The sequence below is a fragment of the Streptomyces sp. NBC_01591 genome (assembly GCF_035918155.1).
Taxonomy (GTDB): domain Bacteria; phylum Actinomycetota; class Actinomycetes; order Streptomycetales; family Streptomycetaceae; genus Streptomyces.
In genome coordinates this window covers 4,348,822-4,362,463 of the sequence record NZ_CP109327.1, presented here as the reverse complement: position 1 = coordinate 4,362,463, position 13,642 = coordinate 4,348,822, and the positions used below count along the sequence as shown (strand labels likewise).

Sequence of the window (13,642 nt, the reverse complement as noted above, 5' to 3'; positions counted from 1 at the left end):
CCCTGCCCGAATTTGACGGGTCGTCAAGATAGAGCAGGTTCTATGAGAAGGGAACAGCAGGAGGGGAGGCGACGGGGAACGGGGAACGGGGAACGGGGAACGGGGAGTGGTCAGCCGTCAGCGGTCAGCGGTCGAAGTCGAGCTCCACCTCCGGTGTGACCGGATGTGACTGGCACGCCAGCACATAGCCCGCGCCCGTCTCCTCGGGCTCCAACGCGAAGTTGCGGTCCATCCGCACCTCGCCCGAGACCAGGAACGCCCGGCAGGTCCCGCATACCCCGCCCTTGCAGGCGTACGGTGCGTCGGCGCGGCTGTGCAGCACGGTCTCCAGCAGCGATTCGCCATCCTGGACCGGCCAGGTGCCGGAACGGCCGTCCAGAGTCGCGGTGAGCCTGCTGTGAGCGGGCGATTCGACCCGGGGACGGGCGGATGTGCTCGGGCCGTCGTCCACATGGAAGATCTCCTGGTGGATGCGGGTCCGGTCGATGCCCAGGCCGCGCAGCGCCCGGTCAGCGGCCCGGACCAGTCCGAACGGCCCGCAGAGATACCAGCCGTCCACCTCGGTGAGTGGAAGCAGTGCGGGCAGTAGCTCGGTGAGACGGTCCTGGTCCAGCCGGCCGGAGGGAAGACCTGCCTGCTGCTCCTCCCGGGAGAGCACCGTGACCAGCTGGAACCGGTCCGGATAGCGGTCCTTGAGGTCGGCGACCTCGTCCAGGAACATTGTCGAGAGCGCTGTCCGGTCGCTGCGGATCAGACAGAAATGGGCGTCGGGCTCCCGCCCCAGCAGGGTGGCCGCGATCGACAGCACCGGCGTGATTCCGCTGCCCCCGACGATCGCCGCGAAGTGTCCGGCGCGGGGCGTCAGCACGAAGCGGCCCATCGGAGACATCGCCTCGACCACGTCACCGACGGCGAGTTCCTTCAGGGCGTACGTGGAGAACGCGCCGCCGTCGACGAGCCGGATGCCCACCCGCAGCACCGGATCGTCCGGATCCGCGGTGGCCGGGGAGCAGATCGAGTACGAGCGGCGGATCTCCTCGCCGTCGACCGTGTACCGCACATTGAGGTGCTGGCCGGGCTTGTGGCGGAAGGTCTCGCGCAACTCGGGCGGCACGGCGAGGGTGACGGCCACCGAATCGTCCGTGAGCCGTTCGATCGTGCGGACCCGGAGCGGATGGAACATCTACAACTCCTTGAAGTGGTCGAACGGTTCGCGGCACGTCACGCAGCGGCGCAGTGCCTTGCACGCGGTGGAGGAGAACCGGCTCAGCAGCTCCGTATCGGTCGAGCCGCAGTGCGGGCAGCGCACCGAGAGCGTGAGCGGCACCGGGCCGCCCGCGGGGGCCGCGACATCGTGCGGGCGCGGGGGCGCTATGCCGAACTCGGCCAGCTTGCGCCGCCCTTCCGCACTGATGTCGTCCGTGGACCAGGCCGGTGAGAGCACGGTGACCACGGAGACCTCCGGTATGCCGTGGTCGTGCAGCACCTGCTCGATGTCGGCGGACATGGCCTCGATCGCAGGGCAGCCCGTGTAGGTCGGGGTGAGACGCACGGTGACCTTGCCGGGGGCGAGAACATCCACGCCCCGGAGCACCCCCAGCTCGTCCAGGGTCAGCACAGGCAGTTCGGGATCGGGTACGGAGCCTGCGAGGCGGTGCAGTTCCTTCTCCAGGAGTGTCTCGGTCACCATGACGCCCCCGGGTGGCTGCGATGCAGATGCTGCATCTCGGCGATCATGCGGCCGAAGGGTTCGGTGTGGATGCCCTGGCGTCCCGCGCCAGCCGTCCAGGCCCCGGACTGAGGACCGGCCGGCAGCGTCAGCGTGGCCCGCTCCAGCACCGCGGAGACGGACTCCAGCCAGCCGCCACGCAGCGGCTGCCAGTCGATCTCCAGGCCCTCGACGGGTTCGAACAGCTCGCCGGTGAACCGCCACAGGGCGTCGACGGCGCGCTGCATCCGGTCATGACTCTCGTCCGTGCCGTCGCCGAGCCGCAGCGTCCACTGCTCCGCGTGGTCCTGGTGGTACGCGACCTCCTTGACGGCCTTCGCCGCGAGGCCGGCGAAGGCGTTCTCGCCCGATGCCAGCTGCTCGTACAGCAGTCGCTGGTAGGCGGAGAAGTAGAGCTGGCGGGCGATGGTGTGGGCGAAGTCGCCGTTCGGCTGCTCGACCAACTGGACGTTGCGGAAGGCGCGTTCCTCGCGCAGATACGCCAGCTCGTCCTCGTCCCCGACCAGGGAGAGGAGCACCCGGGCCTGCCCCAGCAGGTCCAGGGCGATGTTGGCCAGGGCCACTTCTTCTTCCAGCACGGGGGCATGGCCCGCCCACTCCCCCAGTCGGTGCGAGAGCACCAGCGCGTCGTCGCCCAGGGCGAGGGCCGCGGTCACAGGTGCTTCACCCCTTCCGGGATCTCGTAGAACGTCGGATGCCGGTACGGCTTGTCACCGGCAGGCTCGAAGAAGGAGTCCTTCTCGTCCGGCGAGGAGGCCGTGACCTGTGCGGACGGGACCACCCAGATGGAGACGCCCTCGGAACGGCGCGTGTACAGATCGCGCGCGTTGCGCAGGGCCATTTCCGCGTCCGGGGCGTGCAGGCTGCCCGCGTGGGTGTGGGAAAGACCGCGGCGTGAACGCACGAACACCTCCCACAGTGGCCATTCGGTCGAGCTGCTCATGCTGTCGCCTCCCCGTTCCTCACTGCTGTGTGCGCTGCTGTGTGCTTCTCGGCGTAGGCAACCGCCGCGTCCCGGACCCAGGCTCCCTCCTCGTGCGCCCGGCGGCGCTGGGTGAGGCGCTGCTCGTTGCACGGGCCGTTGCCCTTGAGGACCTCCTGGAACTCCTTCCAGTCGATCGCCCCGAAGTCGTGGTGTCCGCGTTCCTCGTTCCACCGGAGGTCCGGGTCCGGGAGGGCGAGCCCCAGCGCCTCGGCCTGCGGGACACAGATGTCCACGAAGCGCTGCCGCAGCTCGTCGTTGGAGTGGCGCTTGATCTTCCAGGTCATCGACTGCGCCGAGTGGGCCGATGCGTCGTCCGGCGGGCCGAACATCATCAGGGACGGCCACCACCAGCGGTTCACCGCGTCCTGCGCCATCTCGTGCTGCGCCGGGGTGCCGCTGCTGAGGGTGAGCAGCAGTTCGTATCCCTGCCGCTGGTGGAAGGACTCCTCCTTGCAGATACGGACCATCGCCCGGGCGTACGGGCCGTAGGAGCAGCGGCACAGCGGCACCTGGTTGGTGATCGCGGCGCCGTCCACGAGCCAGCCGATCGCGCCGACGTCCGCCCAGGTCAGCGTCGGGTAGTTGAAGATCGATGAATACCTCTGGCGGCCCGCGTGAAGTTTGTCGAGCAGCTCCTCGCGGCCGGTGCCGAGGGTCTCCGCCGCGCTGTACAGGTAGAGCCCATGGCCTGCCTCGTCCTGCACCTTGGCCATCAGGATCGCCTTGCGGCGCAGCGAGGGCGCGCGCGAGATCCAGTTGGCCTCCGGCTGCATGCCGATGATTTCGGAGTGGGCATGCTGGGCCATTTGCCTGACCAGCGAGGCACGGTACGCATCGGGCATCCAGTCGCGTGGCTCGATGCGCTCGTCCGCTGCCACCGCGGCGTCGAATGCCGCCTCCAGGGCCTCGTCCGCCCCTTCGGGCCTGTCTGCTCCCGCCTGCGCTGTCTGGTCCGCAGTCACTGCCGCCATCCCGGGCTCCCTACCGACCGATCGTTCGGTTCAATGTCTTCAATGGTGAGTCGGCGGCCCGTAGGGTGTCAACCCTGTGGATAACTGACCGGGGATCGACGGGGATCGGGGCGGGATGGATTCGTACGACGACAGGGGCGCCGAAAGCGGGAACGGGGTCGCCGAACCGGGGCCGGATCAGCGTGAAGAAATATCTTCCGGCGCTGGTCAGGCACTGGAATCAGGCCCTCATGGCGGGATGGCCGCCCTGTCGCTTCCGTACCAGATCGTTGCCGCGATCGCGCTGTCGGTCATCGGGCTGGTCGCCTGTGGACAGCTGATCATGGTGTTTCTGCACGTCGCGCCCTCCAACACCCTGACCAAGCAGCACGGCGAAGCGGTCGACGAGTGGGTCTATCCCGAGTTCGAGCAGAACTGGAAGCTCTTCGCCCCGAACCCGCTTCAGCAGAACATCGCCGTTCATGTCCGAGCCGAGATAGCCGGCGCCGACGGGCGTCGCACCACTCCCTGGATGAGCCTTTCCGGCGAGGACGGCAAGGCGATACGCGGCAGTCTTCTCCCCAGCCACGTCCATCAGAACGAACTCCGCCGCGGCTGGGACTTCTACCTCAGTTCCCATGACAACGAGAACCGGGCCAACGGCCTTCGCGGTCAGCTCTCCGAGCGCTACATCCGCCGCATCGTGATGCTGCGCCTCAGCGAACACGACTACGGCGGCACCGTCGAGCGCATCCAGGTCCGTTCCGAGGTGCGGTCCGTCGCGGCGCCCGCGTGGAGCGAGGAGAAGATCAGTACGCGACCGTCCTACCGGGTACTGCCGTGGTGGACAGTGACCCCCGCGGATCTTCCCGAGAGCGCCGAGGGGGCGGACAAGTGAGTACGTTCGCATCCGACCGCAAGATCGACCACAAGGTCGCCCGCGGTATCCAGCGCGTCACCTCCACGGCCTTCGGCCAGTACCAGAGTGCCGTCATCCGGATCGGATTCTCGGCCACCTATCTGTTCTTCCTGCTGCGCGAACTGCCGCACCGCCACGAGATGTACGGTCCCGACGCCCCATGGCGCTGGGACATGGCGCAGCAGCTCATATCCGGCAATCAGGCATTCACCGCGCTCATGTGGTCGGACAACGCGGTCTGGTTCGAGATCGTGTACGCGGTCGCGCTGATCTCCGCGGCGCTGCTGATGGTCGGCTGGCACACCCGAGCCATGTCGGTCCTCTTCATGGCCGGGGTGCTCTCCCTGCAGAACCGCAGCATCTTCATGGGCGACGGCGGCGACAACGTCATCCATCTCATGGCGATCTATCTGGTACTCACGCGCTGCGGGCAGGTCTGGTCGTTGGACGCCCGGCGGACGGCGCGACAGGTGCGCGCGGAGGCGGACGACCCTCGGCGTCCGGTGCGCGGGAACGTGGCCGGTCCGGTCCTCTGGGTGGTGCTCGGTCTCGTTCTGATCGTGGCCGGCGTGACCGACGGGCTCGGCGGCACCTGGTGGCTGCCGACTCTTCTCTGGTTCCTGTGGGTCGGCGAAGGTGCCTGGTGGGCTCTGAACCGTTACGCACCGCACAGCGAATCGCGCACCCTGCTCGATGTCGTCGCCAACCTCGCCCACAACGCGACTCTCGTTGTGATCATGGCCGAGGTCTGTCTGATCTACGCCACTGCGGGGTGGTACAAGATCCAGGGTTCGCGGTGGCAGGACGGCACGGCGCTCTATTACCCGCTCAAGCTCGACTACTTCACGCCCTGGCCCGGGCTGTCGGACATCCTCGCGTCCAGCGGTGTGATGGTGATGCTGATTACGTACGGCACGGTCATCGTCCAGGTTGCGTTTCCCTTCACCCTGTTCAACCGGCGGGTCAAGAACGTTCTGCTCGTCGCCATGATCTGTGAGCACGCCGGCATCGCCGTGCTGCTCGGGCTGCCCTTCTTCTCCATGGCGATGATCGCCGCCGACTCCGTCTTCCTGCCGACCGTCTTCCTGGTGTGGCTCGGCGGCCGGGTGACCCTCGCGCGGGAGCTGCTGTTCCCGGGCCGGGGCAAGGTGCCGAGGCAGCGGCGTGGTGCCGATGACGAGGAGGTCCCGCAGCACAGTGGCGACGGGGGCCATACGCTCGTCGGGTGAGTAGTAGTGAGAGTGGCAGCACGGGCAGCGCAGGCAGCAGCGGCGGGGAATCGTTGATCGAGGAGGTTGTCGGGATCGAGGCGCCCGCCGTGCCCGTGGCGGCGGAGCCCGGTCCGTCGGAGGAGCCCGGTCCGTCGGAGGAACCCGGTCCGTCCGCGGAACCGATGCAGTACGACGACGGGTTCGGTACGGAGATCGGCGTCGGACCACACCCGCTGCCCTGGCCCGTGGACGAGCGGTACGAACCCGAGCTGCTCGCCGGCGGCGACCGGCGCAATGTGGGTGATGCCTACCGGTACTGGACCCGGGAGGCGATCGTCGCCGATCTGGATCTGCGGCGGCACGACTTCCACGTGGCCGTCGAGAACTGGGGCCATGACTTCAATATCGGTTCCGTGGTGCGCACGGCGAACGCCTTCCTCGCCAAGGAGATCCATATCGTGGGGCGGCGGCGCTGGAACCGGCGTGGTGCGATGGTCACCGACCGGTACCAGCATGTGCAGCACCACCCCGACACGGAGTCGCTGACCGCGTGGGCGGAGGCCGAGGGCCTGCCGATCATCGGGATCGACAATCTGCCGGGGGCGGTGCCGCTGGAGCGGACCGAGCTACCGCGGCGCTGCGTACTGCTCTTCGGGCAGGAAGGGCCCGGGCTCACCGAGGAAGCCCGTAAGCACGCGGCGATGGTGTGCTCCATCGCGCAGTTCGGGTCGACGCGGTCGATCAACGCGGGGGCCGCGGCCGCCATTGCCATGCATGCGTGGGTGCAGCGGTATGCGGAGATTCCTGAGGCGGGCAGCTAGACGGTGCGGGCCCTCGGGCCCGGACCCCCGCTCCTCGGACGCCGGAGGGGCCGAGGAGCGGGCGAGGGGCTGAGGTTATGCCTGGCGGCGGACTTCCACCACGCGGAAGCGGTTGGACACGAAGGCTCCGTCGCACAGCGCCGCGTTCGCGGCCGGGTTGCCGCCCGAGCCGTGGAAGTCGGAGAAGGCGGCGGTCTGGTTGACGTACACCCCGCCGGTCAGATTCAGCGACAGCTGGGCCGATTCGTCCAGGCAGACGTCTTCCACCGCGCGTTCCACCTCCTGTGAGGTGGTGTACGCGCCGACCGTCATCGCGCCCTTGTCGCGGACGGTGCGGCGGAGCAGCTCAACGGCGTCGGCCGTCGAGTCGACCGCTACCGCGAAGGCGACCGGGCCGAAGCACTCCGACAGGTAGTGCTCCTCGTCGTCCGGCTTGGTGGCGTCCAGCTTGATGACGACGGGGGTACGGACCACGGCGTCGGGGAATTCCGGGTTGGCCACCTCACGGGAGGGCAGGGCGACTTCGCCCAGATCCGCGGCTGCCTCCAGGCGGGCCTTCACATCGGGGTTGACCAGGGCGCCGAGCAGCGCGTTCGCCCGGGCGTCGTCGCCCAGCAGGCCGGTGACCGCAGCGGCGATGTCGGCGACCACTTCGTCGTACGTCTTGTCGCCGGCGTCGGTGGTGATGCCGTCCCGGGGGATCAGCAGGTTCTGCGGGGTCGTGCACATCTGGCCGCTGTACAGGGAGAGGGAGAACGCCAGGTTGGACAGCATTCCGCGGTAGTCGTCCGTGGAGTCGAGGACGATCGTGTTGACCCCGGCCTTCTCCGTGTAGACCTGGGCCTGGCGGGCGTTGGTCTCCAGCCAGTCGCCGAAGGCGGTGGAGCCGGTGTAGTCGATGATCTTGATCTCGGGGCGGAGGGCAAGGGGCTTCGCGATGCCTTCGCCCGGCCGTTCGGCGGCCAGGGCGATCAGGTTGGGATCGAAGCCCGCATCGGCGAGCACCTCACGGGCCAGCTGCACCGTGAGCGCGAGCGGAAGCACGGCGCGTGGGTGCGGCTTGACCAGCACCGGATTGCCGGTGGCCAGGGAGGCGAAGAGGCCGGGATAGCCGTTCCACGTGGGGAAGGTGTTGCAGCCGATCAGGAGCGAGATGCCGCGCGGGGCCGCGGTGAACGACTTCTGCAGCTGGAGCGGGTCGCGCTTGCCCTGCGGCTTGGACCAGTCGGCGTTCCGCGGCGTGCGGATCTGCTCCTCGTACGCGTACGCCACAGCTTCCAGGCCGCGGTCCTGGGCGTGCGGGCCGCCCGCCTGGAACGCCATCATGAAGGCCTGGCCACTGGTGTGCATCACGGCGTGACCGAACTCGTGGGTCCTGGCGCTGATCCGCGCGAGGATCTCCAGACAGATCAGGGCCCTGGTCTCGGGGCCCGCCGCACGCCAGGCGGGCATGCCCGCCCGCATCGCCGGAAGCAGGACGTCCAGGTCGGCGTGCGGATACTCGACGCCGAGCTCCGGCCCGTACGGAGAGATCTCTCCGCCCGTCCAGCCGTCGGTGCCGGGCTGGCCGAGGTCGAGCCGGGTGTTCAGCACGGCGTCGAAGGCGGCCTTGCCCTCGGCGGCGCTCAGGCTGCCGGGGGCGCCGCCCTCGCCGTATGCCTTCGGATGCTCGGGGTGCGGGGACCAGTAGGCACGCGTACGGATCGCGTCGAGGGCCTGGTCGAGCGTGGGGCGGTGCTTCTCGGACAGCAGGTGCGGGGAGAGCTCGGCGGCCATGACGGACCAACTCCTCATCGAGCTGGGCAGGGACGGGCGGACAGAGTTAGAGTAACCGAACGATCGGTCGGGACAAGGGGGCCCGCCAAACCTGTGGACAACTGGTAGGGGAGGATCACGGACATGACCACGGCCAAGCGGGACACGTACACCCCGGAGACTCTGCTCACCGTTGCCGTCCGTGTCTTCAACGAGCGCGGTTACGACGGCACGTCCATGGAGCACCTCTCCAAGGCGGCGGGCATCTCCAAGTCGTCCATCTACCACCATGTCGCGGGCAAGGAGGAACTCCTGCGCCGCGCGGTCAGCCGGGCGCTGGACGGGCTCTTCGGAATTCTCGACGAGCCCGGAGCGACGCAGGGGCGTGCGATCGAGCGGGTCGAGTACGTCACCCGTCGCACCGTCGACGTGCTGATAGCCGAGCTGCCCTACGTCACGCTGTTGCTGCGCGTACGGGGCAATACGAGGACGGAGCGCTGGGCCATGGAGCGGCGGCGCGAGTTCGACCAGCGGGTGACCGATCTGCTCAAGGCGGCGGTCGCGGACGGCGACCTCCGCTCCGACGTGGACATACGGCTGGTGACACGGCTGCTCTTCGGAATGGTCAACTCCCTGGTGGAGTGGTACCGGCCGCTGCCCGACGGAGGAGTCGACGGGGAGCGGCTGGCGGACACGCTCGTTCGCGTGGCCTTCGAGGGGATGCGGTCCAGCCGTTGAGCCGATTGAGCCGTTGAGCTGTTTGAGCTGTTGACGGCCGCACGGCCCTCAGGCGAGCTCGGTGGGTCCGTCCGCGCCCGGAGTCAGGTCCGTCTCCTCGAACACGAGGAGCGTGCGGGTGGAGAGCACCTCCGGGATGGCCTGGATCCTCGTCAGGACCAGTTCGCGCAACGACCTGTTGTCCGGGGTGTGCACCAGCAGCAGGACATCGAAGTCGCCGCTGACCAGTGCGATATGGGTCGCCCCCGGCAGCGCCTGGAGCTGCTCTCGCACCGTGCGCCAGGAATTCTGGACGATCTTGAGTGTGATGTACGCGGAGGCTCCCTGCCCCGCCCGCTCATGGTTCACGCGCGCGGTGAAGCCACGGATCACGCCGTCGTCGATGAGCCGGCTGATCCGGGCGTAGGCGTTGGCCCGGGACACATGGACGCGATCGGCCACCGACCGTATCGAGGCGCGGCCGTCCGTCTGGAGCAGTCGCAGGATGCCGCGGTCGATGGCATCCAGCGGCCGGGCGGGCGGAACCTGGCCGGGGTCCTCGCCCCCGTCGGCCATTTGTTCAGCTGACATGTGCCCCCGCCTCCCTGTCTTGGACGACCTGCCTCTATCCCAGGCTGTGGAGAACCGTTTGTCCACAGGCTGAAGTCGCCTGTAGCCAAAATGCGCTCGCGACCGAACAATCGGTAGGTGAGGCGCACCACATCCGTGCCTCGGACAGCGCTCGACATTTCGAAGCATTTCGACACCCCTCGGCATCGGACGATCCCCCGATGCCGACAGACGCCGCTCGAAACCCCTCGATGCCAGGAGGTGCTTGTCATGACGGTCCAAGAGCTGCCCGGCGCGGCTGCTTACCGGCCCACGCCGCCCCCGGCCTGGAAGCCGCTCACTGATCCCGCGCCGCTGCTCCCGGACCCCGAGCCGTACCGCGTGCTCGGTACGGATGCCGTGGCCGACGCCGACCCCGAGCTGCTGCTGCGGCTCTACGCGGAACTGGTCCGTGGCCGGAGGTACAACGCGCAGGCCACCGCCCTCACCAAGCAGGGTCGGCTCGCCGTCTACCCGTCGAGCACGGGGCAGGAGGCCTGCGAGATAGCGGCCGCGCTGGTGCTGGAGGAGCGGGACTGGCTCTTTCCCAGCTACCGGGACACCCTTGCGGCAGTGGCGCGCGGCCTGGACCCGGTCGAGGCGCTGACGCTGCTGCGCGGCGACCGGCACACCGGTTACGACCCGCGTGAGCACCGCATCGCACCGCTCTGCACCCCTCTCGCCACCCAGCTGCCGCACGCCGTCGGGCTGGCACACGCGGCGCGCCTCAAAGGTGACGACGTGGTGGCGCTCGCCATGGTCGGTGACGGCGGGACCAGCGAGGGCGATTTCCACGAGGCACTGAATTTCGCGGCCGTCTGGCGTGCCCCGGTCGTCTTTCTCGTGCAGAACAACGGCTTCGCGATCTCCGTACCGCTGGCGAAGCAGACCGCCGCGCCGTCCCTGGCACACAAGGCCGTCGGGTACGGGATGCCGGGTCGGCTGGTGGACGGGAACGACGCGGCCGCGGTGCACCAGGTCCTCGGTGAGGCGGTGGCGCGGGCCCGGAGCGGTGGCGGGCCGACGCTCGTCGAGGCGGTGACGTACCGCATGGACGCCCATACGAACGCCGACGACGCCACTCGTTACCGCGTCGAAAGCGAAGTGGAGGCCTGGCGTGCGCACGACCCGATCCAGCTTCTCGAGCGGGAGCTGACCGGGCGGGGGCTGCTCGGCGACGACGGGATCGAGGAGGCGCGCGCGGCCGCGGAGCGGATGGCAGCCGCTCTGCGCGAGCGGATGAACGCCGATCCGGTGCTGGACCCGATGGATCTGTTCGCCCATGTCTACGCGGAACAGACCGCACAACTGCGGGAGCAGGAAGCCCGGTTGCGTGTCGAACTGGACGCCGAGCAGGACCAGCACGGCTGTGACGACGTGGAGGAAGGGCGATGACCACGGCAGCGGCGACGGCCGGAGAGCGGACGGCGAAGGCCAAGCCCGCCACGATGGCGCAGGCACTCGGGCGGGCGCTCCGCGACTCGATGGCGCAGGACCCGACGGTGCATGTCCTCGGTGAGGACGTCGGCACACTCGGTGGGGTCTTCCGGATCACGGACGGCCTGGCGAAGGAGTTCGGCGACAACCGTTGCACGGACACCCCGCTGGCCGAGGCGGGCATCCTCGGGGCGGCCGTGGGCATGGCGATGTACGGGCTGCGACCTGTGGTGGAGATGCAGTTCGACGCCTTCGCCTATCCGGCGTTCGAGCAACTCATCAGCCATGTCGCGAAGATGCGGAACCGGACGGCCGGCGCCATGCCGCTGCCGATCACGGTCCGGGTGCCGTACGGCGGCGGGATCGGCGGGGTCGAGCACCACAGCGACTCCTCGGAGGCGTACTACATGGCGACGCCCGGCCTCCATGTCGTCACGCCCGCCACGGTCGAGGACGCGTACGGGCTGCTGAGGGCCTCGATTGCCTCCGACGATCCGGTGGTGTTCCTGGAGCCGAAGCGGCTCTACTGGTCGAAGGCGGACTGGTCGCCCGAGGCGCCGGTGTCTGTGGAGCCGATCGGCCGGGCCGTCGTCCGGCGGCCGGGCCGCAACGCGACGCTGATCACGTACGGGCCGTCGCTGCCCGTCTGCATGGAGGCGGCGGAAGCGGCCGTCGAGGAGGGCTGGGACCTCGAGGTCGTGGACCTGCGCTCGCTGGTGCCATTCGACGACGAGACCGTTGCTGCTTCCGTCCGGCGTACGGGGCGCGCGGTCGTCGTCCATGAGTCCTCGGGTTTCGGCGGTCCGGGCGGAGAGATCGCGGCCCGGGTCACCGAGCGCTGCTTCCACTACCTGGAGGCGCCGGTACTGCGGGTCGCCGGGTTCGACATTCCGTATCCGCCGCCGATGCAGGAGAGGCACCATCTCCCGGGCGTGGACCGGGTACTGGACGCGGTCGCCCGCTTGCAGTGGGAGGCGGAGAGCTGATGCCCCAGGTACTCGAATTCAAGTTGCCGGACCTCGGCGAGGGGCTCACCGAGGCGGAGATCGTGCGCTGGTTGGTGGAGGTCGGCGATGTCGTCGCCATTGACCAGCCGGTCGTCGAGGTCGAGACGGCCAAGGCGATGGTGGAGGTACCGTGCCCGTACGGGGGCGTGGTGACCGCGCGGTTCGGCGAAGAAGGCTCGGAACTGCCGGTCGGGGCACCGCTGTTGACGGTGGCGGTCGCGGTGGGGTCGGCGGAGCCGGTGGGGTCGGATGCAGGGGCGGATGAGGGGGCAAGGACAGGGAGCGGGCCTGGCTCCGGTTCCGGCTCTGGCTCTGGTTCCGGCTCCGGTTCCGGTTCGCGTGGGTCCGGGGCCGGTTCCGGTGAGGTGGAGTCGTCCGGCAATGTGCTGGTCGGATACGGGACGGGCGCACCGGTGGCGCGTCGGCGACGGGTCCGTCCCACAGCCGTGACGGCAACGGTTCCCGCACGGGTGCCTGTGGCTCCTGCGCCCGCGCGGGCCCCCGACCCCGATCCCGTGCCGGTTGCGGCGCCGGGACCGGTGGCTGTGGTTTCCCCGCTGGTACGGAAGCTGGCGCGGCAGCATGATCTTGATCTGCGGCAGCTGTCGGGCTCCGGACCGGACGGGCTGATCCTGCGGGCCGACGTCGAATCCGCGATCAGGGAGCTGGCAGAGGGAACGGCGGCTTCCCTGCCGACCGCGGTCCCGACGCCGGAGGCCGTTACGGAGCCGGTGGCGGCGTCGGTATCGGTATCGGAGCCGGCTTTCGGGACGGCGGCGAGCCCGGCCGCGCACCGGATTCCGTTGCGCGGTGTACGGGGCGCGGTCGCCGACAAGCTGTCGCGCAGCCGGCGGGAGATCCCCGACGCCACGTGCTGGGTCGATGCCGATGCCACCGAGCTGATGGCGGCCAGATCCGCGATGAACAGCGCCGGTGGTCCGGCTGCCGGGCCCAAGGTGTCGGTGCTGGCCCTGCTGGCGCGTATCTGCACCGCAGCGCTGGCCCGGTTCCCCGAGCTCAACGCCACGGTGGATCTGGAAGCGCGGGAGATCGTGCGGCTGCCGGAGGTGCACCTCGGGTTCGCCGCTCAGACCGAGCGGGGTCTGGTCGTGCCCGTCGTGCGGGATGCGCAGGCCAGGAACGCCGAGTCGATCGCGGCCGAGATCGCCCGGCTGACCGAGGCTGCGAGGGCCGGGCGGTTGACCCCGGCGGAGCTGACCGGTGGCACGTTCACACTGAACAACTACGGGGTGTTCGGAGTCGACGGATCGACCCCGATCATCAATCACCCCGAGGCGGCGATGCTGGGCGTCGGCCGGATCGTGCCCAAGCCCTGGGTGCACCAGGGGGAGCTTGCCGTACGCCAGGTGGTCCAGCTCTCGCTGACGTTCGACCACCGGGTCTGTGACGGCGGCACGGCGGGCGGCTTCCTGCGCTACATAGCCGACTGCGTGGAACAACCGGCGGTGCTGTTGCGCACGTTGTAGGCGAAAGCAGCCGTG

Annotated in this window: 14 protein-coding genes; 7 read left to right on the top strand and 7 right to left on the bottom strand. The window is 69.2% G+C overall.

What is annotated here, in order from left to right; translation table 11 throughout:
- Positions 1-124 precede the first annotated feature (124 nt).
- The 5 genes from OG978_RS20300 to paaA are packed head-to-tail and all read right to left on the bottom strand — an operon-like array spanning position 125 to position 3,685.
- Positions 125-1,183: a 2Fe-2S iron-sulfur cluster-binding protein gene (locus tag OG978_RS20300; RefSeq protein ID WP_326766592.1), complete on the bottom strand. Its 1,059-nt coding sequence runs from the start codon at positions 1,181-1,183 to the stop codon at positions 125-127.
- Positions 1,184-1,690, bottom strand: a complete 507-nt coding sequence (gene paaD, locus OG978_RS20295) for a 1,2-phenylacetyl-CoA epoxidase subunit PaaD (protein WP_326766591.1) — start codon at positions 1,688-1,690, stop codon at positions 1,184-1,186.
- Positions 1,684-2,385 carry a 1,2-phenylacetyl-CoA epoxidase subunit PaaC gene (paaC, locus tag OG978_RS20290; protein WP_326766590.1) on the bottom strand — a complete coding sequence of 234 codons (702 nt, stop codon included), beginning with the start codon at positions 2,383-2,385 and terminating at the stop codon, positions 1,684-1,686. Before paaC ends, paaD begins: the two co-directional genes overlap by 7 nt.
- Positions 2,382-2,672 carry a 1,2-phenylacetyl-CoA epoxidase subunit PaaB gene (gene paaB, locus OG978_RS20285; RefSeq protein ID WP_093548044.1) on the bottom strand — a complete coding sequence of 97 codons (291 nt, stop codon included), beginning with the start codon at positions 2,670-2,672 and terminating at the stop codon, positions 2,382-2,384. Before paaB ends, paaC begins: the two co-directional genes overlap by 4 nt.
- Positions 2,669-3,685: a 1,2-phenylacetyl-CoA epoxidase subunit PaaA gene (gene paaA, locus OG978_RS20280; protein WP_326766589.1), complete on the bottom strand. Its 1,017-nt coding sequence runs from the start codon at positions 3,683-3,685 to the stop codon at positions 2,669-2,671. The genes paaB and paaA overlap by 4 nt, the downstream gene beginning before the upstream one ends.
- A gap of 115 nt (positions 3,686-3,800) precedes the next feature.
- On the opposite strand from paaA, the gene OG978_RS20275 reads away from it, so the two are divergent.
- From OG978_RS20275 to OG978_RS20265, 3 genes are all read left to right on the top strand, one after another.
- Complete coding sequence (locus tag OG978_RS20275) at positions 3,801-4,562, top strand: DUF5819 family protein (RefSeq protein ID WP_326766588.1); 762 nt, start codon at positions 3,801-3,803, stop codon at positions 4,560-4,562.
- Positions 4,559-5,812 (top strand): HTTM domain-containing protein, encoded by a 1,254-nt coding sequence (locus OG978_RS20270; protein WP_326766587.1) that lies wholly within the window; start codon positions 4,559-4,561, stop codon positions 5,810-5,812. The genes OG978_RS20275 and OG978_RS20270 overlap by 4 nt, the downstream gene beginning before the upstream one ends.
- 164 nt (positions 5,813-5,976) lie before the next feature.
- Positions 5,977-6,615 carry a TrmH family RNA methyltransferase gene (locus tag OG978_RS20265; RefSeq protein WP_326770098.1) on the top strand — a complete coding sequence of 213 codons (639 nt, stop codon included), beginning with the start codon at positions 5,977-5,979 and terminating at the stop codon, positions 6,613-6,615.
- Positions 6,616-6,690: 75 nt separating this feature from the next.
- Here the strand turns inward: OG978_RS20265 and paaN are convergent, their stop codons facing one another.
- A complete protein-coding gene (gene paaN / locus OG978_RS20260; protein WP_326766586.1) occupies positions 6,691-8,391 on the bottom strand; it encodes a phenylacetic acid degradation protein PaaN in 1,701 nt (566 codons plus the stop codon).
- Positions 8,392-8,514: 123 nt separating this feature from the next.
- Here paaN and OG978_RS20255 point away from each other — a divergent pair, with 123 nt between their 5' ends.
- Positions 8,515-9,108, top strand: coding sequence for a TetR/AcrR family transcriptional regulator (locus tag OG978_RS20255; RefSeq protein WP_326766585.1), 594 nt, complete (start codon positions 8,515-8,517; stop codon positions 9,106-9,108).
- Positions 9,109-9,156: 48 nt separating this feature from the next.
- Here OG978_RS20255 and OG978_RS20250 read toward each other — a convergent pair whose 3' ends face one another.
- Positions 9,157-9,663 (bottom strand): Lrp/AsnC family transcriptional regulator, encoded by a 507-nt coding sequence (locus OG978_RS20250; RefSeq protein WP_326770097.1) that lies wholly within the window; start codon positions 9,661-9,663, stop codon positions 9,157-9,159.
- 264 nt (positions 9,664-9,927) lie between these two features.
- Here OG978_RS20250 and pdhA point away from each other — a divergent pair, with 264 nt between their 5' ends.
- From pdhA to OG978_RS20235, 3 genes are read left to right on the top strand one after another with little or no spacing between them, the layout of a single operon-like run.
- Positions 9,928-11,091 carry a pyruvate dehydrogenase (acetyl-transferring) E1 component subunit alpha gene (gene pdhA / locus OG978_RS20245; RefSeq protein WP_326766584.1) on the top strand — a complete coding sequence of 388 codons (1,164 nt, stop codon included), beginning with the start codon at positions 9,928-9,930 and terminating at the stop codon, positions 11,089-11,091.
- Positions 11,088-12,119 (top strand): alpha-ketoacid dehydrogenase subunit beta, encoded by a 1,032-nt coding sequence (locus tag OG978_RS20240; RefSeq protein ID WP_326766583.1) that lies wholly within the window; start codon positions 11,088-11,090, stop codon positions 12,117-12,119. Before pdhA ends, OG978_RS20240 begins: the two co-directional genes overlap by 4 nt.
- Complete coding sequence (locus OG978_RS20235; protein WP_326766582.1) at positions 12,119-13,627, top strand: dihydrolipoamide acetyltransferase family protein; 1,509 nt, start codon at positions 12,119-12,121, stop codon at positions 13,625-13,627. Before OG978_RS20240 ends, OG978_RS20235 begins: the two co-directional genes overlap by 1 nt.
- Positions 13,628-13,642: the final 15 nt, after the last annotated feature.